Origin of the sequence: Streptomyces sp. TG1A-60 (assembly GCF_037201975.1) — a bacterium.
In the GTDB taxonomy this organism is placed as follows: Bacteria; Actinomycetota; Actinomycetes; order Streptomycetales; family Streptomycetaceae; genus Streptomyces.
Map to the genome: position 1 here is coordinate 3326699 of NZ_CP147520.1, position 21115 is coordinate 3347813.

Annotated in this window: 25 protein-coding genes and 1 pseudogene; 12 read left to right on the top strand and 14 right to left on the bottom strand. The window is 70.8% G+C overall.

Annotated elements, in window-relative coordinates:
- Positions 1–207 precede the first annotated feature (207 nt).
- Complete coding sequence (locus WBG99_RS13945; RefSeq protein WP_338896627.1) at positions 208–1281, top strand: MaoC/PaaZ C-terminal domain-containing protein; 1074 nt, start codon at positions 208–210, stop codon at positions 1279–1281.
- 49 nt (positions 1282–1330) lie between these two features.
- On the opposite strand, the gene WBG99_RS13950 is transcribed toward WBG99_RS13945, so the two are convergent.
- From WBG99_RS13950 to WBG99_RS13975, 6 genes and pseudogenes are all read right to left on the bottom strand, one after another.
- On the bottom strand, positions 1331–2020 hold the full coding sequence (locus tag WBG99_RS13950) for a TetR/AcrR family transcriptional regulator (RefSeq protein WP_338896628.1): 690 nt from the start codon (positions 2018–2020) through the stop codon (positions 1331–1333).
- 217 nt (positions 2021–2237) lie between these two features.
- A pseudogene (locus tag WBG99_RS13955) lies at positions 2238–2525 on the bottom strand (DUF4229 domain-containing protein); the annotation flags it as partial.
- A gap of 126 nt (positions 2526–2651) precedes the next feature.
- Positions 2652–3176, bottom strand: a complete 525-nt coding sequence (locus tag WBG99_RS13960; protein ID WP_338896629.1) for a GNAT family N-acetyltransferase — start codon at positions 3174–3176, stop codon at positions 2652–2654.
- Positions 3177–3258: 82 nt separating this feature from the next.
- Positions 3259–4422, bottom strand: coding sequence for an aminofutalosine synthase MqnE (mqnE, locus tag WBG99_RS13965; RefSeq protein ID WP_338896630.1), 1164 nt, complete (start codon positions 4420–4422; stop codon positions 3259–3261).
- A gap of 46 nt (positions 4423–4468) precedes the next feature.
- Positions 4469–4924, bottom strand: a complete 456-nt coding sequence (locus tag WBG99_RS13970) for an Lrp/AsnC family transcriptional regulator (protein ID WP_338896631.1) — start codon at positions 4922–4924, stop codon at positions 4469–4471.
- A 91-nt stretch (positions 4925–5015) separates the two neighbouring features.
- Entirely contained in the window at positions 5016–5708 is a 693-nt protein-coding gene (locus tag WBG99_RS13975) for a UbiX family flavin prenyltransferase (protein ID WP_338896632.1), read from the bottom strand.
- A 91-nt stretch (positions 5709–5799) separates the two neighbouring features.
- Between WBG99_RS13975 and WBG99_RS13980 the strand changes: the two genes are divergently transcribed.
- Entirely contained in the window at positions 5800–6426 is a 627-nt protein-coding gene (locus WBG99_RS13980) for a rhomboid family intramembrane serine protease (protein ID WP_338896633.1), read from the top strand.
- Between the two features lie 9 nt (positions 6427–6435).
- On the opposite strand, the gene WBG99_RS13985 is transcribed toward WBG99_RS13980, so the two are convergent.
- The 3 genes from WBG99_RS13985 to WBG99_RS13995 are packed head-to-tail and all read right to left on the bottom strand — an operon-like array spanning position 6436 to position 9412.
- Positions 6436–7008 carry a Uma2 family endonuclease gene (locus tag WBG99_RS13985; RefSeq protein WP_338896634.1) on the bottom strand — a complete coding sequence of 191 codons (573 nt, stop codon included), beginning with the start codon at positions 7006–7008 and terminating at the stop codon, positions 6436–6438.
- Between the two features lie 47 nt (positions 7009–7055).
- Positions 7056–7958, bottom strand: a complete 903-nt coding sequence (gene mqnP / locus WBG99_RS13990) for a menaquinone biosynthesis prenyltransferase MqnP (RefSeq protein ID WP_338896635.1) — start codon at positions 7956–7958, stop codon at positions 7056–7058.
- Positions 7955–9412 (bottom strand): menaquinone biosynthesis decarboxylase, encoded by a 1458-nt coding sequence (locus WBG99_RS13995; RefSeq protein WP_338896636.1) that lies wholly within the window; start codon positions 9410–9412, stop codon positions 7955–7957. Before WBG99_RS13995 ends, mqnP begins: the two co-directional genes overlap by 4 nt.
- A 148-nt stretch (positions 9413–9560) precedes the next feature.
- On the opposite strand from WBG99_RS13995, the gene WBG99_RS14000 reads away from it, so the two are divergent.
- The 5 genes from WBG99_RS14000 to WBG99_RS14020 all read left to right on the top strand — a co-directional run bounded on the left by WBG99_RS14000 (position 9561) and on the right by WBG99_RS14020 (position 13037).
- Entirely contained in the window at positions 9561–9983 is a 423-nt protein-coding gene (locus WBG99_RS14000; protein WP_338896637.1) for a PLD nuclease N-terminal domain-containing protein, read from the top strand.
- Positions 9984–10243: 260 nt separating this feature from the next.
- Entirely contained in the window at positions 10244–10693 is a 450-nt protein-coding gene (locus WBG99_RS14005; RefSeq protein WP_338896638.1) for a nucleoside deaminase, read from the top strand.
- 61 nt (positions 10694–10754) lie between these two features.
- Positions 10755–11705 carry a 2-oxoglutarate and iron-dependent oxygenase domain-containing protein gene (locus tag WBG99_RS14010; protein WP_338900333.1) on the top strand — a complete coding sequence of 317 codons (951 nt, stop codon included), beginning with the start codon at positions 10755–10757 and terminating at the stop codon, positions 11703–11705.
- A gap of 101 nt (positions 11706–11806) precedes the next feature.
- Positions 11807–12601, top strand: coding sequence for a hypothetical protein (locus WBG99_RS14015; RefSeq protein WP_338896639.1), 795 nt, complete (start codon positions 11807–11809; stop codon positions 12599–12601).
- The gene (locus WBG99_RS14020; protein WP_338896640.1) at positions 12594–13037 is read left to right on the top strand and encodes a GntR family transcriptional regulator; all 444 of its coding nucleotides are present in this window, start codon (positions 12594–12596) and stop codon (positions 13035–13037) included. The genes WBG99_RS14015 and WBG99_RS14020 overlap by 8 nt, the downstream gene beginning before the upstream one ends.
- Here WBG99_RS14020 and WBG99_RS14025 read toward each other — a convergent pair.
- Positions 12998–13222: a hypothetical protein gene (locus WBG99_RS14025; protein WP_338896641.1), complete on the bottom strand. Its 225-nt coding sequence runs from the start codon at positions 13220–13222 to the stop codon at positions 12998–13000. The genes WBG99_RS14020 and WBG99_RS14025 overlap by 40 nt on opposite strands.
- A gap of 202 nt (positions 13223–13424) precedes the next feature.
- A complete protein-coding gene (locus tag WBG99_RS14030; RefSeq protein ID WP_338896642.1) occupies positions 13425–13640 on the bottom strand; it encodes a hypothetical protein in 216 nt (71 codons plus the stop codon).
- 114 nt (positions 13641–13754) lie between these two features.
- Between WBG99_RS14030 and WBG99_RS14035 the strand changes: the two genes are divergently transcribed.
- Genes WBG99_RS14035 through WBG99_RS14045 form a run of 3 tightly spaced genes read left to right on the top strand, consistent with a single transcriptional unit; the run spans position 13755 to position 15101 of the window.
- Positions 13755–14696 (top strand): helix-turn-helix transcriptional regulator, encoded by a 942-nt coding sequence (locus tag WBG99_RS14035; protein ID WP_338896643.1) that lies wholly within the window; start codon positions 13755–13757, stop codon positions 14694–14696.
- Entirely contained in the window at positions 14659–14781 is a 123-nt protein-coding gene (locus tag WBG99_RS14040; protein WP_338900334.1) for a hypothetical protein, read from the top strand. The genes WBG99_RS14035 and WBG99_RS14040 overlap by 38 nt, the downstream gene beginning before the upstream one ends.
- Positions 14772–15101 (top strand): hypothetical protein, encoded by a 330-nt coding sequence (locus WBG99_RS14045; RefSeq protein ID WP_338896644.1) that lies wholly within the window; start codon positions 14772–14774, stop codon positions 15099–15101. Before WBG99_RS14040 ends, WBG99_RS14045 begins: the two co-directional genes overlap by 10 nt.
- A gap of 331 nt (positions 15102–15432) precedes the next feature.
- On the opposite strand, the gene WBG99_RS14050 is transcribed toward WBG99_RS14045, so the two are convergent.
- The gene (locus WBG99_RS14050; RefSeq protein WP_338896645.1) at positions 15433–16185 is read right to left on the bottom strand and encodes a TetR/AcrR family transcriptional regulator; all 753 of its coding nucleotides are present in this window, start codon (positions 16183–16185) and stop codon (positions 15433–15435) included.
- Between the two features lie 137 nt (positions 16186–16322).
- On the opposite strand from WBG99_RS14050, the gene WBG99_RS14055 reads away from it, so the two are divergent.
- Together WBG99_RS14055 and WBG99_RS14060 are read left to right on the top strand one after the other, a co-directional pair.
- Positions 16323–17294: an ATP-binding cassette domain-containing protein gene (locus WBG99_RS14055; protein ID WP_338896646.1), complete on the top strand. Its 972-nt coding sequence runs from the start codon at positions 16323–16325 to the stop codon at positions 17292–17294.
- Positions 17287–18030 (top strand): ABC transporter permease, encoded by a 744-nt coding sequence (locus WBG99_RS14060; protein WP_338896647.1) that lies wholly within the window; start codon positions 17287–17289, stop codon positions 18028–18030. Before WBG99_RS14055 ends, WBG99_RS14060 begins: the two co-directional genes overlap by 8 nt.
- A gap of 215 nt (positions 18031–18245) precedes the next feature.
- On the opposite strand, the gene ccsB is transcribed toward WBG99_RS14060, so the two are convergent.
- Positions 18246–19346, bottom strand: a complete 1101-nt coding sequence (gene ccsB, locus WBG99_RS14065) for a c-type cytochrome biogenesis protein CcsB (RefSeq protein ID WP_338896648.1) — start codon at positions 19344–19346, stop codon at positions 18246–18248.
- Positions 19343–21115, bottom strand: a complete 1773-nt coding sequence (locus tag WBG99_RS14070; RefSeq protein ID WP_338896649.1) for a cytochrome c biogenesis protein ResB — start codon at positions 21113–21115, stop codon at positions 19343–19345. Before WBG99_RS14070 ends, ccsB begins: the two co-directional genes overlap by 4 nt.

Consider the following 21115-nt stretch of genomic DNA (forward strand, 5'->3'; position numbering starts at 1 on the left):
GGGTGTCGCGATGGTCCGGAGATGGAACGGGGCCGGGGGTGTGCAGTGTCGCCGGCCGCCCGGAGGGCGACTCATGCGCAGGTCAAGGGCGTACCAAGTTACCTGAGGATCGTTCATCTATGAGGGGCCGTGACAGCCCGGAAAGGACTTACCTCGGGTAACATTACTTTCGAGTAAGAAGAGCCGCTCCGGAGGGGATACCGTCCGATGCACACCCTCACCCTCGACGCGCCGCCCTCCCTCGCCCCTCTCCTCGCCCGGGGCGCCCTCCTCTCGCCGCGCAAGAGCCGCAGACTCCCCCACGTGGCTGCCCGGCACTGCGGGCCCTCCGGTGCCGCTTCCTTCCCCCGGCTGCTCCTCCCCGGCGTCCGGATCGACCTCGCCCGGCTCGCCGCGTACGAGCGTGTCTGCGGGTTCGCCACCGGGGAGGACGCCGTCCCGCCGACCTATCCCCACGTCCTCGGCTTCCCCCTCGCCATGCGCGTCATGACCGACCGGGCCTTCCCGCTCCCCCTCCTCGGACTCGTCCACACCTCGATCGAGATCACGCGCCGGCGCCGGCTGCCCGCCACCGGGGAGTACGAGCTCGCCGTGTACGTCGACGGGTTCCGGCCCCACCGGCGGGGGACCGAGGTGACGGTGGTGACGGAGGTCCGGGACGGGGGTGGGGGTGAGGGTCGAGGCGGAGGAGGCCGTGGAGGCCGTGGGGCTGGTGCGGCTGGTGCGGCTGGTGCGGCTGGTGCGGCTGGTGGGGACGAGGTCGCCTGGGAGTCGCGGAGTACGTATCTGGCGCGGCACCGGAGGGTCGGCGAGGCCGGGGCCGGTGGGGGTGATCGGTCGCGGGAGGGGGCGAGTGGTCGGCCGGCGGACCATGAACCGTTGCCGGCGGTCGCCGAGTGGCGGTTGGCCGGGGATGTCGGGCGGCGGTACGGGGCCGTGTCCGGAGACCGGAACCCGATCCATCTGCATCCGCTCGGCGCGCGTCTCTTCGGCTTCCCCCGGGCCATCGCACACGGCATGTGGACCGTGGCGCGCTGCCTCGCCGAACACGGCACACCCCTGGCGACCCAGGTTCGCGCGGAGTTCCGGGCACCGGTACCACTGCCGGGCACGGTGACCTACGCGGCGGACGGGCAGTCATGGGGCGGCTTCGAACTCCGGAGCGAGGGCCGGGGCGGCACGGGCGGAGACCTTCCGGGCAGGGCCCTTCCACGCCGCGACCGGGCCGGCGGAACCACCCGGGCCCACGTGGTCGGCCACGTACACCCGCTCGTCGCCTGAGTACGGCTGCCGGACCCATCGACGACGAGGGGCCGGGAAGCAGTCGGGGCTACCCCGCCCGGGCGGTCACTCGCGGCGCGGGGCCGTCGTCATCCGTGCGTTTCGGAGGCGTCCAGGGCCGGCCTTCCATCAGGTCGCCGAGACCCGCCCAGGCGAAGTTCATGAGGGTGGCGGCGGCCTGGCGGGCGGTGATGCCGGGGGTGGCGTTGGCCCAGGCGGCGAGGGCCTCGGCGGCGCCGACGAGGCCCTCGGCGAGACCGGCGACCTCGCGCTCGGGCAGGGAGGGGTCGCGGCGGGCGTCCCGCGCCGCGACCAGGATCAGCCCGGTCACGAACGCGACCATCTCCTCACGCATCGCCGCCACCTCCGCCGCGAAGGGCTCGCCGTGCGTACGGGCCTGGAGGTGCAGTACGGCCCAGGCGTCCGGGTTGCGCGCGGTGTGCGAGAAGAACGCCCGCAGCCCCTCCCAGAGTTGGCGGTCGGCGGGCAGATCGGCGTTCACGCCCGCGCGTACGGCGGTGGTGAGCGCCTTGGCCTCACGCCGGATACAGGCCGTGAACAGGTCTTCCTTGGAGTTCAGGTACAGGTACACCAACGGCTTGGACACGCCCGCCAGTTCGGCGATCTCGTCCATCGACGCGGCCCGGTAGCCGCGCTGCCCGAAGGTCCGCACCGCCGCGTCCAGCATCTGCTGTTCCCGCACCGCGCGGGGCATCCGTTTGCTCTTCACAGCACCCATGCGGGCAAGCGTACGGTTCCGACGCCGCGTACGGACCTGGGCGTCGGGCGGGCGGTCTGTCCTACGCCGCCGCGAACGAACGGTCCTACGAAGCCTGACCCGACGTCGGCTGGGCGGCCTTGGCCTCCTCGACAGTCCCGGAGGTCCCGGAGGTCCCGGAGGTCCCGGAGGTCTTGGAGGTCTTGGTGGTCTCAGCCGACGGGGTCGGCTGGGTCCTCGCCTCGTCGTCGGCCTCGTCCTCCTGGCTGCGGTTGGCCGCGAGGTTGGACTTGACGCGGTCGATGGAGCGGTCGAGGCGGGGAGCGAGCTGGGCGGAGGCCCGGTCGCGCTCCTTGCGGAGGGCGATGAAGCTGATCGGGGCGGAGACCAGCAGGGAGAGGAGGACCATCCACATGCCGTTGGAGGCGCCGAGGCCGCGCGGGGCGACGCCGGAGTAGACGAGGGCCCAGACGACCACGAAGCAGCCCACGAAGATGCCGAGGCGCATCAGTGTGTAGCGGAGCATCTCAATCCACTCTTCCGTTCCGTTTCGGACCTGGCCCACAGTGCCCATATCACCTGGGGCATCGTCCAGTGAAGCACGATCGGCGGGGGATCTTGCAGGGGGGTGTGGGAGGGGCGGGCCGAGCGGTCAGGTCAGGGGCAGGAGCATCGTGATGTCGTCGCGGTGGTCGTCGGGAGCGACGCGGATGGCGCCGGGGACCCGGCCGACCTCCTTGTAGCCGCAGGAGGCGTAGAAGTGCTCCAGGCCGAGGCCGCCGCGGCAGCTGAGGCGGACGGCGCCTATGCCGTCGAAGTCGCGGGCCGCGGTCTCGGCCGCCCTCATGAGGTCGCGGCCGTAGCCCTTGCCCTGGTGGGCGGGGTGGACCATCACCGTGTACAGCCAGACCCAGTGGGTCATCAGGCGGTGGGTGTTGAAGCTGAAGAAGGCTGCGGCGGCGGGGGTGCCGTCGCCGTCCAGGCCGATGAGGAGGCGGTGCCTGCCCTCCGCCATGGCGGTCACGTGCTTCAGCAGCTCCGGGCGTATCGCCTCCGGGGTGACCGGAGGGACGAAGCCGACGGCTCCGCCCGCGTTGGAGACGTCTGCCCAGAGGGTGAGGATGTCGTCGTGGAGGGCGGGGGTGAGGGGCGGATCCAGTGTGAACGTAAGGGCCATACAGCGACAGTAGCCATTACAGTCGCGTGCCCTCAAGCGGGATCCCGCCCCTGCGGCCCCCTGCCGCGAAGAGCCCTCCGCATCAGACCCGCATCGGCTGGGGGGATTCCCTGCGCGACGGGTCCGGGCCGTCGTACTCCCGGATCACCTCGTAGCGGGTGTTGCGTTCCACCGGACGGAAGCCCGCGTCCCGGATCAGATCCAGCAGGTCCTCGCGGGTGAGCTTGTTCGGCGTGCCGTAGTTGTCCGCGTCGTGGGTGATCTTGTACTCCACGACCGAGCCGTCCATGTCGTCGGCGCCGTGCTGGAGCGCCAGCTGAGCGGTCTGGACGCCGTGCATGACCCAGAAGACCTTGACGTGGGGGACGTTGTCGAACAGCAGACGAGACACCGCGAAGGTCTTCAACGCCTCCGCGCCCGTCGCCATCTGCGTCCTCGCCTGGAGGCGGTTGCGTACCTTGCCGTCCCGCACGTCGACGAAGTCGTGCTGGTAGCGCAGGGGGATGAAGACCTGGAAGCCGTTCGTCTCGTCCTGGAGCTCACGCAGGCGCAGGACGTGGTCGACGCGGTGGCGGGGCTCCTCGATGTGGCCGTAGAGCATGGTGCAGGGGGTCTTCAGCCCCTTCTCGTGGGCCAGGCGGTGGATCCGCGACCAGTCCTCCCAGTGGGTGCGGTGGTCGACGATGTGCTGTCGGACCTCCCAGTCGAAGATCTCCGCGCCGCCCCCGGTCAGGGACTCCAGGCCCGCGTCGATCAACTCGTCCAGGATCTCGGACGCCGACAGGCCGCTGATCGTCTCGAAGTGGTGGATCTCCGTTGCCGTGAAGGCCTTCAGGGACACGTTCGGGAGGGCGGCCTTCAGCTCCTTCAGGGAGCGCGGGTAGTAGCGCCACGGGAGGTTCGGGTGCAGGCCGTTGACGATGTGCAGCTCGGTGAGGTTGTCGCCCTCCATCGCCTTGGCGAGCTTCACCGCCTCCTCGATGCGCATCGTGTACGCGTCCTTCTCCCCCGGCTTGCGCTGGAAGGAGCAGTACGCGCAGGACGCGGTGCACACGTTGGTCATGTTGAGGTGGCGGTTGACGTTGAAGTGGACGACGTCGCCGTTCAGCCGGGTCCGCACCTCGTGGGCGAGGCCGCCGAGCCACGCCAGGTCGTCCGACTCGTACAGCGCGATGCCGTCCTCGCGGGTGAGCCGCTCACCGGAGCGGACCTTCTCCTCCAGCTCGCGCTTGAGCCCGACGTCCATGCTCACACCTTTCTCCGAAGACCCTGTAAACCGTACGCCCCGTCTCCTACTCCTCCTCCGGCAGCTCACCCACCCGGTTCTCCCACTTCGTGGAGAGCACGATCGTCGTACGGGTCCGGGAGACGCCCTTCGTGCCGGAGAGCCGGCGGATGGTCTTCTCCAGGCCGTCGACGTCCGGGGCGCGCACCTTGAGCATGTACGAGTCGTCGCCCGCGATGAACCAGCAGTCCTCGATCTCCGCCAGGTCCCGCAGCCGGGTCGCCACGTCCTCGTGGTCGGTGGCGTCGGAGAGCGAGATGCCGATGAGCGCGGTCACGCCGAGGCCGAGGGAGGCCGCGTCGACGGTGGCGCGGTAGCCGGTGATGACGCCGGCCGCCTCCAGCCGGTTGATGCGGTCGGTGACACTGGGTCCCGACAGGCCGACGAGGCGTCCCAGCTCCGCGTAGGAGGCCCGGCCGTTCTCCCTCAGGGCCTGGATGAGCTGCCTGTCCACCGCGTCCATGCGATCGGTTGCCTTCCGCTGAAGAGTTGCGTTGTGGGTGATGGGTGATTCGTGAGGGGTGTTCGGTGAGATGAGAGCGGTGCGGGTGAGGTCACCCGTGGGAAGCGCGCGCCCGGCCGACGTCGCCCTCCCACCGCCGGTACAGGGTGTGCGGGACGCCGGCCGCGTCCAGCGCCCGTCCGGCGACGAAGTCCACCAGGTCCTGGATGTGCGTGGCCCCCGCGTAGAAGGCCGGGGAGGCGGGCAGCACGGTCGCGCCCGCCTCGTCCAGGGTCACCAGGTGCCGCAGGGTCTGTCCGTTCAGAGGGGTCTCGCGTACGGCGACGACCAGGCGCCGTCCCTCCTTGAGGGTCACGCTCGCCGCCCGCTGGAGCAGGTCCTTGCTCAGTCCCAGGGCGACGCCCGCGACGCACGCCGTCGACGCGGGGACGATCAGCATCCCCTTGACGGGGTACGAGCCCGAGGACGGTCCGGCGGCCAGGTCACCGGCGCTCCAGTGCCGTACGCGGTCGCCCTCAAGGTCCACGGCGAACGTGCCGGGCTTGCCGTCGGCCCCGCGGGACAGCCATTCCCGCAGGTCGTCGCGCCAGTGTGCGTCCCGGAAGGAGATTCCCGTCTCGTCCAGCAGGGTCAGCCGCGAGGCCCGGGACACCACGAGGTCGACGCTCTCGCCGGCGGCGAGGAGCGCGCGCAGCACGGCAGCGGCGTATGGGGTGCCGGATGCGCCGGAGACCCCTACGATCCAAGGCGTACGCGGCGTCTCTCCTGGCTTGGCTGGGTTCACGACACCGAGCCTATCCGGCGCCGCTGGGTGGGAACCTGCCAAGGGGGCCCGGCCGTTCCCCGGAGGGGACGAGTTGAGTCGGGGGTTCGACATGGCAGATGGAGTACGTGGGGCGCTGAGCCCGGAGCGGGAGTGGTCGCGCCGGGACCGTGCGAAGGCAGCCGCCAAGCTGATGGTGGGCTGGGTGGCACTGCTGTGGCTGCTCGAAGTGATCGACGTGGCGAGCGGTCACGCGCTGGACGACTTCGGCATCGTTCCGCGCTCGGTCCCCGAGCTGGTCGATGTCGTGCCCGCCGCCTTCGTCCACTTCGGCTTCGGTCATGTCGCCGCGAACAGCGTGCCGTTGCTGGTGCTCGGCTTCCTTTCGGCGCTCAGCGGCCTGCGCCGCTTCGCCGCCGTCTGCGCGCTGATCATCGTCGCGGACGGGCTGGGGGTGTGGCTGATATCCCCGGAGAACACGAACACGGCCGGTGCGTCCGGCGTCGTCTTCGGCCTCTTCGGTTTCCTGCTGGTCACCGGGTTCGTGGAGCGGCGGCTGCTCGGCGTCGCCGTCGGCGTCCTCATCGCCGCCGTCTGGGGCGGGTCGATCCTCGCGGGCATCGCCCCCACCGAGGCGGGCATCAGCTGGCAGGGGCATCTGATCGGGCTCGTGGCGGGGGTGGTGGCGGCGTTCCTGTTCCGGCGGCGCGCGTCCCGGTCCGTGGACGACCGGGTATAGGGCACGCGGTCAGCTGTCCTCGCGCGCCTTGGGATCCACCGGAAGCCGGTCCGTGGCGAGCGTCAGCCTGCCCAGCGGGGAGTCGACGGTGAGATCGACGCCGTACGGAAGCGTGTCACGGCCTCGGTAGCCGTCGGGGCCGGGGTTCCACATCGTGACGACATGGCCCTTGAGCGGGTCGAAGACCAGGTAGTTGGCGATGCCGCGGGAGGCGTACCGACGGGGCTTGTGTTCGTAGTCGCGGCGGATGCTGCCCTGAGAGACGACCTCGACGACGAGTTCGATGAGATCGGGCGAGTACGCGCCCTCGTTCTTCTCGACCTCCACTGCGGGAATGACGGCCAGGTCAGGGCAGAACTCGTTCTCGTCATCGAAGGGGAAGGCGACGTCGCTGGTGAAACCCCATTCCTCGGCCACCTGGTCCCGCAGCGCGTTCCACACCAGTCGGATGGTCTCCCCATGGTGTGGCTTGACCGGTCCCATCATGATGCTGCCCTCGACGATCTCCACGCGATAGCCGGGGAACATGTCCTCGAACCGGCTGAGCTGCGAGTGCAGGCGGTCAATGCCCGAGACGGTCACGCTGGCCTCCCTGGGGTTCCTGCCCTCGATGGTAAGCCGCACGGTATTCACACGGTCAGACCCCGAACCAGCAGATCGAGCAGCGCACACACGAACAGGGCGATGCCGATGAAGCCGTTGACGCTGAAGAACGCCCGGTTCAGGCGGGACAGGTCGTGCGGGCGCACGATGGTGTGCTCGTACACGAACGCGCCCGCGACGATCGCCAGGCCCAGCCAGAGGAAGGCACCCGCCTCCGTCACCACCGCGTACCAGACGAACAGGGCGGTGGTGAGGGCGTGGCAGGCCCGCGCCGCCCGGACCGCCGCCGGGATGCCGAAGCGGGCCGGGACCGACAGGACGCCGGACTCCCGGTCGGAGTCGACGTCCTGGCAGGCGTAGATGAGGTCGAAGCCGCCGATCCAGATGCCGACGGCGAGGCCGAGGATGACGGCGTCCCAGGACCACTGGCCGGTGATGGCGAGCCAGCCGCCCACCGGGCCCATCGCCTGGGCGAGGGCGAGGATGGCCTGGGGGTAGTTCGTGAAGCGTTTGCCGTAGGGGTAGACCACCATCGGGATCACCGCGACGGGGGCGAGGGCGAGGCAGAGGGGGTTCAGCAGGGCCGCCGCGCCCAGGAAGACGACGAGCGCTATCAGGGCGCCCGTCCAGGCGTGCTTCACCGACATCGCGCCGGTCACCAGTTCGCGCTGCGCCGTGCGCGGGTTCCGCGCGTCGATCTCGCGGTCGATGATCCGGTTGACCGCCATGGCGAAGGTCCGCAGGCCGACCATGCAGACGGTGACCAGGAGCAGCCGGGTCCAGTGGATGTTCCCGTCCAGCTGGAACATGGCGGTCAGGGACGCGATGTACGCGAAGGGCAGCGCGAAGACCGAGTGCTCGATCATCACCAGGCGGAGAAAGGCCTTGGTACGCCCCGGCTGGGGAATGGCGGCGGAGGCGCTGCTCACAGGCCGTACTCCTTCCAGCGGCGGTCCACCAGGGCCGCCGTGTCCGGGTCCGACTCCACCATGTCCGGCCAGCCCCCGTCGCGGGTGTAGCCCTCCTCGATCCACTTCCTCGTGGCGTCGATGCCCGCCTTTCCGCCCCAGAACTGCTGGTACGAGGCGTGGTCCAGATGGTCCACCGGGCCCTCGACGACCGTGAGGTCGCGGGCGTAGTCCGTGTTGCCGAGTGCGCGCCAGGCGACCTCGTGCAGGTCGTGGACGTCGCAGTCGGCGTCCACCACCACGATCAGCTTGGTCAGGGACATCATGTGGGCGCCCCAGATCGCGTGCATGACCTTCTGCGCGTGCTTGGGGTACTTCTTCTCGATCGAGACGATCGCGCAGTTGTGGAAGCCGCCCGCCTCGGGGAGGTGGTAGTCCACGATGTCCGGGACGATGATCTTCAGGAGGGGGAGGAAGAAGCGTTCCGTCGCGCGGCCCAGGGGCCCGTCCTCCGTCGGCGGGCGGCCCACCACGATCGACTGCAGCAACGGCCGCTTCCGCATCGTGACGCAGTCGATCTTCAGGGCGGGGAAGGGTTCCTGCGGGGTGTAGAAGCCGGTGTGGTCGCCGAAGGGGCCCTCGGGGAGCGTCTCGCCGGGCTCCAGCCAGCCCTCGATCACGACCTCCGCCTGCGCCGGCACCTGCAACGGCACCGTCTTGCAGTCGACCATCTCGATCCGCCTGCCCGCGACGAACCCGGCGAACAGGTACTCGTCGATGTCGCCGGGGAGCGGGGCCGTGGAGGCGTACGTCACCGCCGGCGGGCAGCCGAAGGCGATGGCGACCGGGAGCCGCTCGCCGCGCTTGGCGGCGACCTGGTAGTGGTTGCGGCTGTCCTTGTGGATCTGCCAGTGCATGCCGATGGTGCGCTTGTCGTGGCGCTGGAGGCGGTAGAGGCCGAGGTTGCGTACGCCGGTCTCGGGGTGCTTGGTGTGGGTGAGGCCCAGGTTGAAGAAGGAGCCGCCGTCCTTCGGCCAGGTGAAGAGCGCGGGGAGTGCGTCGAGGTCGACGTCGTCGCCCCGGAGGACCACCTCCTGCACGGGGGCGCTGTCCGGCTTCACCTTCTTCGGCGGGACATGGGTCATCGCGCCGAGCTTCCCGAACGCCTCGCGCACGCCCACGAAGCCCTGCGGCAGCTCGGGCTTGAGCAGACCGCCGATCTTCTCGCTGATCTCGCCGTAGGACTTGAGGCCGAGGGCTTTCAGCAGGCGGCGGTCCGTGCCGAACACGTTCATCGCGAGGGGCATCGAGGAGCCCTTCACGTTCTCGAAGAGCAGGGCGGGGCCGCCGGCCTTGTTGACCCGGTCGACGATCTCCCCGACCTCCAGACACGGGTCGACTTCGGCCTTGATGCGCTTGAGATCGCCCTCGCGCTCCAGTGCGCGGAGCAGGGAGCGAAGATCGTCGTAAGCCATGGGGCCAAGTATCCCCGAGGGGCTACCCTGGCCCCGTCACGGGGCCCGGCACACGGTCCCGCCGTCACGGCCGGGCCCCGCACTCGGCCCCGCCGTCCTTCCGGAGGGCCGGTCGCCCGGTCCGCCACCGCTTCCAGGGGGCTGTTCCATGCTCAGGGTGTTGCTGTACCTCGTACCGCTGGCGCTGACGATCTACGCGTTCATCGACTGCCTCAACACCCCCGAGGACGAGGCGAAGCACCTGCCGAAGATCGCCTGGGTGTTCATCATCCTGCTCTTCTGGATCGTCGGCCCGGTCGCCTGGATCTTCGCCGGCAAGGTGCGCGGCGGCGCCACGGGTGGCGGCGGCCCCTCCGAGCGGCCCCGGGGCCGCCGTACGGCCTACGTCGCCCCCGACGACAACCCCGAGTTCCTGAAGTCCCTCTCCGACGGCAACAAGCCCGCCGGCTCCGCCAGGGACGACGACCCCCTCCTCAAGAGCTGGGAGGCCGATCTGCGCCGCCGCGAGGAGGAGCTGAAGCGGCAGGAGGAGGAGAAGAGGCGGGGCGAGAAGAAGGACAGCGAGGAGTAGCGGCGCGCCGGGGCGTACGGACGTCGAGGACGGGGAGAGCACGCGCCCGCCTTCGCCCCGGGCGGTGCCCGCCCCTCTTCACGGACGAGGTGCGCCCTCGTCAAGCCGGTCCAGGACCGCCCGGCCGACCCGGCCACCGACTGGCACTGGGAGCCGAAGGGGTCGTTCCGCGCGCTGGCGCGGGCGTACGGCCGCGCCAGCGCGCTGAGGAGCGGATCTCCGGGCACGTGGTCCCTGCCTTTCGCGGGCAGAGTGAGGTCATGGACCATGCACAGGCACGCGTATGGCTGGCCCCCGCCGTCGAGGAGGCGCGGGCCGGGCTCGCCGAGGGCGGCATCCCGGTCGGGGCGGCGCTCTACGGGCCCGACGGCACCCTCCTCGGGCGGGGGCGGAATCGGCGGGTCCAGGACGGCGACCCCTCGACGCACGCCGAGACGGCCGCGTTCCGTGCGGCGGGGCGGCAGCGGACGTATCGCGGTACGACGATGGTGACGACGCTGTCGCCGTGCTGGTACTGCTCCGGCCTGGTACGGCAGTTCGGGATCTCCCGGGTGGTGGTGGGGGAGGCGGTCACCTTCCACGGCGGGCACGACTGGCTCGCCGAGCACGGCGTGGGGATCGTGGTGTTGGACGACCCGGAGTGCGTGTCCCTGATGCGCGACTTCATCAAGAACAACCCGGCACTGTGGAATGAGGACATCGGTGAGTGAGCCCCCGAAGCCCACGGCCCCCGGCAACCCTGGCGGCCCCGCCGGTCCCACCGGCCCCCGCATCCCCACCATCGACCTTCGCCCCTGGCTCCACGGCGGCCCCGAAGCCCGCGCCGCCCTCGCCCGTACCGTCGACGAGGCCCTGCGGACCGCCGGCTTCCTCCTCGTCACGGGCCACGGCGTCGACCCGACACTGCGCACCCGCGTCCGGGAGGCGGCCCGTGCCTTCTTCGCCCTCCCCGTCGAGGCCAAGCAGGCGTACGAGGTGAAGGTCGGCGGGCGCGGGTGGCTCGGGCCGGGGGCCGAGGCGAACGGGTACGCGGAGGGTACGCGGACCCCGCCGGACCTCAAGGAGTCGCTGACGTTCGCGACGCACGAGCCGTTCGACGACCCGGTGGTGAACGCGGAGTGGTACCAGCCGAACGTCTGGCCGGCAGAGGTGCCGGAGCTGCGCGCGCTCTGCGAGGAGTACCTGGCGCGGATGGGCGAGCTGGAGAACCGGCTCCTCTCCCTCCTCGGCGAGGCCCTGGGCCTGGAGCCCGACTTCTTCTCCCGCCACATGAGCCACCCCACCTACGGCTTCAACATCAACTGGTACCCGGGCAGGGAGGTCGTCGGCGACCCGGTGCCGGGCCAGTTCCGCGTCGGCCCGCACACCGACTTCGGCACGGTCACGATCCTCGACCGGCAGGCCGGGAAGGGCGGGCTCCAGGTGTACACGGACGAGGGCGGCTGGGAGGACGCCCCGTACGACCCGGACGCCTTCACCGTCAACATCGGTGACCTGATGGCCCGTTGGACCGGCGACCGCTGGCGTTCCGGCCGCCACCGCGTTTTGCCACCCCCGGCCGACGAGCCCGCCGAGGAGCTGATGTCGCTGGTCTACTTCGGTGAGTGCACACCGGGCACGGTCGTGGAGTCCGTACCCGCGCCGGTGGGGCGGGTGGCGTACCCGCCGGTGGACTCGCACGTGTACCTGCGGGAGAAGCTGGACGCGATCACCGTGGGCTGAGCCCCGAAGAAGTCGGCTTGTATCGAGCATTTGACACAAGATCGTGATCACGGCATCTTGTACTCGCTGCTTGATACAAGATGATCCGGGGGGATCTCCATATGCTCGGCACCGCCCCACTGCACTACCGGCTCCTCGACCACGCCGACCACTACGCCCGCTGGTCCGGTCTGGCCATCGGCATCGTGATCGCGCAGGCGCTGTCCACGCTGGGGGACGTCGAGTTCGAGCAGCGCGTCGTGTTCGCCATCACGGCCTTCGGCCTGTGCGCGGTGGCCGGTGTCCTGCTCGCCGACGCCCTGACCCTGCGCCCCCAGGAGGCGGTGCGCACCGCGAGTCTCGCCCCGCGCCTGGTCAGAGACCACGTACCACCGCACATGGGCCCCCTGATCGCCCTCCAGGGGGTCTCCCTCGCCGCCCTGCTGGTGATCACGGCCGCCACGGCCTCCGTCGACCCCGACCGCGCATTCAGCACCGGGAAGGTCCTCACCATCACCTGCAACGGGATGCGCGCGACCGCCGGCCCCTGGCCAGGCCTGTACTACAGCCTCCCGATGTTCGGCGCGCTCGCCATAGCCACCCCCACCTGCGTCTGGGCCCTGCGCCGCATCGCCCACGGTCCGGGCGAGGAGCAGCAGCGCCGCGACCGCGCGTGGGCGGTCACCGGGGCCTGGGGCCTGCTGGTGTCGAGCCAGCAGCTGTACGCCGTGCTGATGGTCTCCGTCTCGCTGACGGAGACGGGCTGCGCCGGCGTGCTGGGCGCGCTCACCTTCTGGGTGTTCTACCCCCTGGCCCTGCTGAACCTGTTCACCGTCGTCTGGTCCCTGGTCACCGTGGTGGCACCGCGGGCCGTCGACGACGAGGCAGTGGCAGAGGGGTCCTTCGACGATGAGTGAGGCCGCCGTCCGCGTCGACACCACCAGCCAGGTACCGCCGTACGAGCAGATCCGGGCGCAGCTCGCCGCGCTGATCGTCACCGGCCGGCTGACCGAGGGCGAACGGCTGCCGACGGTACGCCAACTGGCCACAGACCTCGGTCTGGCGCCGGGCACGGCGGCCCGCGCCTACCGTGAGCTGGAGGCCGCCGGGCTGATCCGCACCCGTCGCGGCGCGGGCACCCGGGTCGCGGCGCCCCCGACCGGCCCGGCCCGCCCCCACCCCGTCCAACTAGCGACGCTCGCCCGCGATTTCACCTCGTCCGCCCGCGCCCTGGGCGCCGACACCGAGGCCATCCTGAACGCCGTCCGCGACGCCCTGACCCGGACCCTCCCCGAGCGGCCCCCGTCCGCCCCTCAAAGGGGAACGTCCTCCAGCGGCTCCAGCACCGAGTAGTCGCCGAAGCTCCGGCGGTAGCGCAGATGCCGTGTCTCCTGCGTGTGCTTGCGCTGCCACTCCTCCACCGCCGCCGGATCACTCCGCACGCCCGACTCCGCGCCGCACTCCGTCTCGTCGCCCGACACGCACCGCGCCTCGTACTCCGGCTCCGCCGTCGTGTCCTGCGCGATGACGTACGGCACGTACCGGAAGACCAGCCTGGCGCGGGCGACTCCGCCGTGGCCGCGGCGCCGGTGGTGCCGCAGCAGGACGTTCGCGTCGGTCTCCGCGCTGCGGTCGTACCGGGCCCGCGCCTCCTCCCGCCGTACGGCTCGTCACAGGCCGCGCAGCCGGACACCGGAACGGGCGGACGGCCGAGCTCGACCTCGTCTCGTCGGCGCACGGTCACATCCTCCTCTTCGTCCGCTGGTTGGCCGCCTTCACCTGGGCCCCGATCCGCTCCGCCGTGGTCGCCGGCAGCAGCGTCGCCGGGTCCGCCTCCCACTCCCGGCCGCCACCCACCGGGCGCAGCATCGCGTACGGCCCGACCCTGTCCCGGTACTCCCCCACGCACCGCGTCCGCGGATCGCAGACAAGCTGCCCCTCTGGTTCCACGCGCACTCCACAACCCTGTCGTCACTCTGGGTGTACACGGCATCGCCGACGGGAACGGTCGCTATCAATGCGGTACGTGTGGCACTGGACCTCTGCCACGGACAGCACGAGGGGGACGTCATGACGCGGCGGACCGCGGAGGGGGGCGGCGGGGCCGGGAGTTCGGTGCTGTTCGGCGAGGTGCTGCGGCACTTCCGCGAGGCGGCGCTGTTGACGCAGGAGGCACTGGCGAAGGAGATCCCGTGCGACCGGTCGCAGGTGGCGAAGATCGAGGTGGGCACGCGGGTCCCGAGCGAGCAGTTCGCGAAGCGGTGTGACGAAGTGCTGGACACGGGTGGGGTGTTGGCTCGCATCTGGGCCAAGGTGGACTGGTATCCGGAGGTCCAGCATCCCGACTGGTTCGAGCGCCGGGTGGAGATGGACGCGGTGGCCGTCGGGCCACGGGAGTACCAAGAGCAGCTTATCCCGGGCCTGTTGCAGACTCCGGCCTACACACACGCGCTGTTCTCCCAGGTCTTGACCGGTGACGAGGCGGACGAACGCGTCCGCGCCAGGATGAGCCGCCAGCCACGCCTCCTGGCCGACGGTGGTCCGCTGTATGTCGCGGTCCTGGACGAGAGCTGCCCGCGCAACGCGGTCGGGAGCCCGGAGGCCATGCGTGACCAGTGCGCGCATCTTCTCAGCGTCGGACGACGGCCCAACATCCGCGTCCAGGTGGTCCCGGCGGATCTCTACGGACTCATCCGCCCCAAGGTCTCGATGTCGCTGATCGACCTGCCCGGCGAGCGGTGGGTCTACTCGGAGTCGCAGCACAGCGGCCACTCCACCAACGATCCGACGGTCTACGCCCGCGACGGCCAGACCTATGATGTGCTCAGAGCGGACATCCCGTCAGCCCGCGAGTCCGCCGCTCTGATCAGCGACGTGATGGAGGGGTACGCGCGTCATGGACAGGTACGACCTGAGCGCGGCGATCTGGATCAAGAGCAGCCACAGCGGCGACAACGGCGGCAACTGCGTCGAAATCGCCCCCGCTATCCCCGACGTCGTCCCCGTCCCTGACAGCAGGAACCCTGACGGTCCGGGCCACGACGGCGAGCAGCCCGCACGCCGCGTACGTGTCGGGCCGGGCGGCCGGTGGTCCTGATCGACAACGTGCAGGAGGCGGCCGGGCGGCGGCTGATGGAGTCGGTGCTGCGGAACCCGGCCGACGGCAGGGCCGACCAGGTGCCGTTCTTCGCCGGACTGCGGGGGCAGGGGCACCCGGCGCTGCGGAACGCGGCCCGCCGCACACTGCCGGAAATGGCACGCACCTGCGGCTGGACGCCGGGCGCCACCCCCTCGTCCCGAGCCCTGCTGATCCCACTCCCACCGCTCTCCCCCGAGGGCACGCTCCGCACCATCGGCGCGTCCTGCCCGAGCGTGCCGCCCCCCTCCCCCAACTGCCTGACACCACACACCGGTTGACCGCCTCCAGCCCGCTCGGCAGAACCCTGATCGCCGAGTCGGCCCGCCAGACCTGCCCCGAGGGGCACCACCCTCGCCGAGCTGCTGTCGGCCGACATGGCCGTGCACGACGACGACCACGACGGACACCCGCCCTGCCCACGACGTACTCCTGTGGCGGGCTTCCAGGAACTGGCCGGACGACGCGGTCGCGGGCCGCCCGCCGCGCGTGGGATGACCAGTGGTCTCGCCCCCGCCGCCCCTACCCGCCCCTCCCCCACTCTCGGCTACGGGTGGGTGGGGGCTGGTCCCGAGGTTCCCCGCGCCCCTGAAAGCAAAGAGGGGACCGACATCAGCGGCGCGACTCGACCAGGACCTCGATCCCGTCGAGCACCCGGTCGAGCCCGAAGTCGAACTCGATGTCGCCCTCGTCCCCGTGCTCGAACACGCCCGAGCGGAGGAGCCGCGCGATGGCGGGGTGCCGCTCGGCGTCGGCGAGCGCCCCGAGCGCCGCCGCGTAGCGCCGCAGTGACTCGTCGGGCCCGACCCCGCTCGCTCGCATCCCGGCCTCCAGGTCGGACGTCAGCACGGATTCGTTCCGTACGTAGCCGCCCACCAGCATCAGCACGGAGAGCTTCTCCTCCTCGCGCAACCCGGTGCCGTCCAGCCCCGCGAGCGCCGCCTCCATCCAGGCCAGGGAGTTGGGGCCGATGGGCGGTCCCGACGTCGGGATGCGCAGCACCCACAGGTTCCGACGGAAGACCGCCCGCTGTGCCCGCGCCCACCACGCGAGGCACTCGCGCCACCCCGTACCGGACGGCGGCCCCTCGGGCGGCGCGCCTACGGCCGCCTCCACCATCAGCACATAGAGCTCGCCCTTGGCGCCGACGTAGCGGTAGAGCGACATGGTCGAGACGCCGAGTTCCTTGGCGACCCGCCCCATGGACACCGCGCCGAGCCCCTCGGTGGCCGCGATCCACACGGCCGTGTCCACGATCCGGTCCAGGCTCAGCCCGGGCCGCGGCCCCTTCGCCGGACGTTCCCGCAGACCCCAGGCCACTTCGAGGCTCGCGGGCAGCCCCGTCCCGCTCTCCGTGTCCGCCATGTACGCCTCCCTCGTCGTCCCGGTCGCCATCCGGTCTTCGACTCCGGCTTGACGCACATCCTATTTCTGCGTAACCCTTACACAGTAACGCGTAAGGGTTACGCAGTTGAAGTGGACAGAGACAGAGATGAGGGGCGATGCCAAAGCACCCGTCCGACCCGCGCCCGGCCGATCCGCACCCGGCCATCGAGGCGACCGGCCTGACCAAGTCCTACGGTGACCTTCAGGTCCTGCGCGGTGTGGACCTCACCGTCCCGCGTGGCGCCGTACACGCACTGCTCGGCCCCAACGGGGCGGGCAAGACCACCGCCGTACGTATCCTGGCCACGCTCTCGACCGCCGACGCGGGCACGGCCCGGGTGGCCGGCCACGACATCCGCACCGCGCGCTCCCGGGTCCGCCGGGCGATCAGCCTGACCGGTCAGTTCGCGGCGGTCGACGAGATGCAGACGGGCACCGAGAACCTGCGCATGATGACCCGCCTGGCAGGCCACGGCCGGCCGGCCGCGCGCACCAGGGCGGCGGAACTCCTCGACCGCTTCGACCTCACCGACGCGGCCGACCGCCTGGTGAAGACGTACTCCGGGGGCATGCGCCGCCGCCTGGACCTGGCCGCTTCCCTGGTCGGCGACCCCGAGGTGATCTTCCTCGACGAGCCGACCACGGGCCTGGACCCACGCAGCCGCGCCGCCCTCTGGGACGTCGTACGAGAACTGTCCGCCCAAGGCACCACGGTCTTCCTGACCACCCAGTACCTGGAAGAGGCCGACCGGTTGGCGGACCGCATCGCCGTACTCGACAAGGGCGTCCTGACTGCCGAAGGCAGCTCGGCCGAGTTGAAGCGACGGGTCGCGGGCCACCGCCTCGACCTGGTCCTCGCCGACTCGGCGAGCTATCTGCGCATGGTCCCCAGGGCGACGTACACCGACCCCGACACCCGCACCCTGGGCATCCCCACCGACGGCTCGGCCGCCCACATCCGCGCCCTGCTGGACGAGTTGGACCCCACCCGCACCACCATCGCGAGCTTCTCGGTCCACACGGCGACCCTCGACGACGTCTTCCTCGCACTCACCCGATCCCCCGCCGCGGAGCCCGCCCATGTCTGACGCCCTGATCATGACCGGCCGCTCACTGCGCCTGAGCCGCCGCAACCTCGACGCCCTCATCACCTCGATGGCCCTGCCGGTGATGCTCCTGCTGGTCTTCGTCTACTTCTTCGGCGGCGCGATCGACACCGGCACGCGGTACGTCACCTACGTCGTCCCCGGTGTCCTCCTCCTCTGCGCTGGCTTCGGCGCGGCCAACACGGCGATGGCGGTGACGGAGGACCTCAAGAGCGGCATCATCGACCGCTTCCGCTCGCTGGACATCGGCGGCACCCCGATCCTCACCGGCCACGTACTGGCATCGGCGGTCCGCAACCTGGTGGCCACCACCCTGGTCCTCTGCCTGGCCCTCGCCATCGGCTTCCGGCCCGTGGCCACCCTCTCGGGCTGGCTGGCGGCGACGGCCGTCCTCCTGATCTACATCCTCGCCCTCTCCTGGTTCTCGGCCGCGATCGGTCTCTTCGTCAAGTCCTCCGAAGCGGCAGGCGGCTTCACCTTCCTCGTCAGCTTCCTCCCCTACCCCAGCAGTGCCTTCGTCCGGACCGACACGATGCCCGGCTGGCTCCAGGGCTTCGCGGCCCATCAGCCGGTGACCCAGGTGATCGAGACACTTCGGGGGCTGCTGCTCGGGCAGCCGGTGGGAACCACTCCGTGGGTGGCGCTGGCCTGGTGTGCGGGAATTCTGGCGGTCTCGGTGGGCGCTTCGGGGCTTCTGTTCAGGAGGCGGACGGCGTGAGACGCGACGCCCACGCCGCCGCGGCCCCTTCTGCGCGGGACCGGATAGCGGCGGGGCTCTACGGCCGTTGTCCGGCCCCGTCCGAACCCCCCACGGGTCAGCCGGGATCCGCGACGGCCCGGTACAGCGCGAGGCCGGTTCCCGTGACCTGCGTCACAAAAGAACCGGCCTTCGGTGTACGGCGGTTGTACGGGACGGGAGGGGGCGGGCCTTGGTCAGCCGACGTCCGCGTAGGAGTGCTTGCCGCTGACGAAGATGTTGACCCCGTAGTAGTTGAACAGCCAGCAGGCGAAGGCGGCGAGCGCGATGTACGCGGCCTTGCGGCCTTTCCAGCCGGCCGTGGCGCGGGCGTGCAGGTAGGCGGCGTAGCACACCCAGGTGATGAAGGACCAGGTCTCCTTGGGGTCCCAGCCCCAGTAGCGGCCCCACGCGTCACCGGCCCAGATGGCGCCCGCGATGATCGTGAACGTCCACAGGGGGAAGACGGCGGCGTTGACGCGGTACGAGAACTTGTCGAGGGACGCCGAGGCGGGCAGCCGCTCCATGACGGACGTCGCGAAGTGGCCGGGCCTGCCGCCGCTCGCCAGCTTGCTCTCGTAGGAGTCCTTGAAGAGGTACAGGACCGTGCCGACCGCGCCCACGTAGAAGACGGCGCCGCAGAAGATCGCGGTGGAGACGTGGATGTACAGCCAGTACGAGTGGAGGGCGGGTACCAACTGGTCGCTGGCGGTGTACAGGACGGTGACGGCGAGACCGAGATCGAGGAGGACCGACGTGATCAGCGGGAGGCCGAGCCAGCGGACGTTCTTCTTCAGCGCGAGCAGCGAGAGGTACACGCCGACGGCCACGGTGGAGAAGGTGATGTTGAACTCGTACATGTTGCCCCACGGCGCCCGCTGCACCGACAGGGCCCGCGTGAGCACACCGCAGAACTCGACGGCGAAGGCGAGCACGGTGAGGGACACGGCGATGCGGCCGTAGAGGTCGCCCTGCTCGTCCCCGCCGTGGGCGCCGGGCCCGTCCGGCACGTCCCGCGCGCCGGCGGCGGCCCGCACGATCACCTGGGGCCGCTCCAGCACGCCGGTCCCACCGGCCTTCCTCACCGTGACGGCGGGCGCGTCCGCCGTCTTCGCCGCCTTGCCGGCGTCGGCGTCGGCGGTCAGCGCAGCGGCCGTCCGGCCGACCTTGCTGCGGCTGCCGAAGAGCCATTCGGCGATGTACGCGAAGAAGGCCAGGGTGTACACGGCCATCGCGGAGTAGATCAGCGTGTTGCTGATGTTCGCGAGGTTCTCGTTCGTCGCGGCGGCGAGAGTCACTTCTCAGACCCTTCGGAAGGTACGACTGGAGGTTCGGGGGCGGGGTTCTCGGGGTCGGGCTCGGGCTCGGCGGCCGTCGGGGCCTCGGCGTGCACGGCGGCGGCCAGGTCCCCCAGCTCCTCCGCCACCTTCGCGGACTCGCTGCGGCCGAGGCCCGCCATCTCCACCACGGTGGTGCCGTCCGGGCCGGCGGTCGCGCGGACCCAGACGCGGCGGCGCTGGATGAAGAGGGAACCGGCGAGGCCGGCGATGGCGGCGAGGGCGCCGGCCAGGGCCCAGCCGCTGCCGGGCTGCTGGGTGACCTGGAAGCCCGCCCACTCCTTGACGCCGTCGAAGGTGATCGTGCCGTTGCCGCCGGGCAGCGCCATGGACTCCCCGGGCTCCAGGTTCTCCCGCACCTGCTCGCCCTTGGCGTCCTTGTACGCCGTCATGTTCCGCTTCTCCATCTGGTACACGCTCTGCGGCACCCCCGCGTTGACCCCGAGGTCACCGTGGTACGGCTGCAGGTTCAGCCGGGGATTGAGCAGCGCGGGGAACTGCGAGACCACAGCGGTGTCCGGCCCGCCGTAGGTCGGCAGGAAGAACGCCTGGATGCCGAGCTGCTCCCCCTTCCCCTTCGCGTTGTGGTAGCCGTCCAGCACCTTGATCACCCCGGAGGAGGTGACGTTGGAGTCCAGCGGCAGCAGCGGCACCGCGTCACTGAAGACGACCTCGCCCTTGCCGTCCCGGACGGTGATGACCGGGGCGTACCCGTGGCTGACGAGGTAGACCTTCGAGTCGCCGATCTCCAGCGGCTTGTTGACCTCGATCCTGGTCGGCTTCTCCTCGCCGTCGGCGCCGACGGCGTAGTCCACGGAGGCCTCGAAGATCCGCGGGGTGCCCCTGTTGGGCCCGCTGGGCTCGTAGGTGCCCCGGAAGTTCTTGAGGCCGAAGCTGAACGGGTTGAGGTCGTCGGCGCTGAAGAGGTTGCCCGACTTGAAGTCGTCGTACTGCGTGAGGGTGTTGGCGAAGCCGTCGCCCTCGACGATCAGCTTGTTGCCCTCGGACCGGTAGAGCTGGCCCCAGGCGAAGGCGACGAGCATCACGATCAGGGCGATGTGGAAGGCGAGGTTGCCCGCCTCCCGCAGATAGCCCTTCTCGGCGGCGACCGCGTCCCCGGCCACGTGCGCGCGGAACCGGCGCCGCTTCAGCGCCTTCAGCGCGACCTCGCGCACCTGCTCAGGCTCCGCCTCCGTACGCCAGGTCGCGTACGCGGGCAGCCGGGTCAGCCGCTTGGGCGCGCCCGGCGGCCGGCCGCGCAGCTGGCCGACGAACTGCCAGGTGCGGGGCACGATGCAGCCGATGAGCGAGACGAACAGCAGGATGTAGATCGCCGAGAACCACACCGAGCTGTAGACATGGAACAGTCCGAGCTTCTCGTAGACCGGCCCCAGCGTGTCGTGCCGCTCCATGAAGTCGGCGACCCGGGTCGCGTCCTGCCCCGACTGCGGGATCAGCGAGCCGGGGATCGCCGCGAGCGACAGCATGAACAGCAGCAGCAGCGCGACCCGCATGGAGGTCAGCTGCCGCCAGAACCAGCGGGCCCAGCCGATCACTCCCAGGGAGGGCAGGTGGGGCGCGTCCTCCCGTGGCGCGGTGGACAGCCTCGAGCCGACGGTGTCGAGGTCGCCGTCGTCGGTGGCCCGGCCGGGAGCGGCGGTCTCACGTCCGTCGCCCGTCTCGCGCCGGCCGGCGTTCTTCTCACGGTTGCCGGAGTCGGTCGTCGTCAT

Coding starts and splice junctions, on each gene's coding strand:
- WBG99_RS14005 (WP_338896638.1), top strand. CDS start 10,244: ATGGACCATGCACAGGCACGCGTATGGCTGGCCCCCGCCGTCGAGGAG.
- WBG99_RS13945 (WP_338896627.1), top strand. CDS start 208: ATGCACACCCTCACCCTCGACGCGCCGCCCTCCCTCGCCCCTCTCCTC.
- WBG99_RS14035 (WP_338896643.1), top strand. CDS start 13,755: ATGACGCGGCGGACCGCGGAGGGGGGCGGCGGGGCCGGGAGTTCGGTG.
- WBG99_RS13970 (WP_338896631.1), bottom strand. CDS start 4,924: ATGGACGCGGTGGACAGGCAGCTCATCCAGGCCCTGAGGGAGAACGGC.
- WBG99_RS14060 (WP_338896647.1), top strand. CDS start 17,287: ATGTCTGACGCCCTGATCATGACCGGCCGCTCACTGCGCCTGAGCCGC.
- WBG99_RS14055 (WP_338896646.1), top strand. CDS start 16,323: ATGCCAAAGCACCCGTCCGACCCGCGCCCGGCCGATCCGCACCCGGCC.
- WBG99_RS13950 (WP_338896628.1), bottom strand. CDS start 2,020: ATGGGTGCTGTGAAGAGCAAACGGATGCCCCGCGCGGTGCGGGAACAG.
- WBG99_RS14000 (WP_338896637.1), top strand. CDS start 9,561: ATGCTCAGGGTGTTGCTGTACCTCGTACCGCTGGCGCTGACGATCTAC.
- WBG99_RS14020 (WP_338896640.1), top strand. CDS start 12,594: ATGAGTGAGGCCGCCGTCCGCGTCGACACCACCAGCCAGGTACCGCCG.
- mqnE (WP_338896630.1), bottom strand. CDS start 4,422: ATGGACGTCGGGCTCAAGCGCGAGCTGGAGGAGAAGGTCCGCTCCGGT.
- WBG99_RS14050 (WP_338896645.1), bottom strand. CDS start 16,185: ATGGCGGACACGGAGAGCGGGACGGGGCTGCCCGCGAGCCTCGAAGTG.
- WBG99_RS13960 (WP_338896629.1), bottom strand. CDS start 3,176: ATGGCCCTTACGTTCACACTGGATCCGCCCCTCACCCCCGCCCTCCAC.
- WBG99_RS14070 (WP_338896649.1), bottom strand. CDS start 21,115: ATGACGACGACCGACTCCGGCAACCGTGAGAAGAACGCCGGCCGGCGC.
- WBG99_RS13995 (WP_338896636.1), bottom strand. CDS start 9,412: ATGGCTTACGACGATCTTCGCTCCCTGCTCCGCGCACTGGAGCGCGAG.
- WBG99_RS13980 (WP_338896633.1), top strand. CDS start 5,800: ATGGCAGATGGAGTACGTGGGGCGCTGAGCCCGGAGCGGGAGTGGTCG.
- WBG99_RS14015 (WP_338896639.1), top strand. CDS start 11,807: ATGCTCGGCACCGCCCCACTGCACTACCGGCTCCTCGACCACGCCGAC.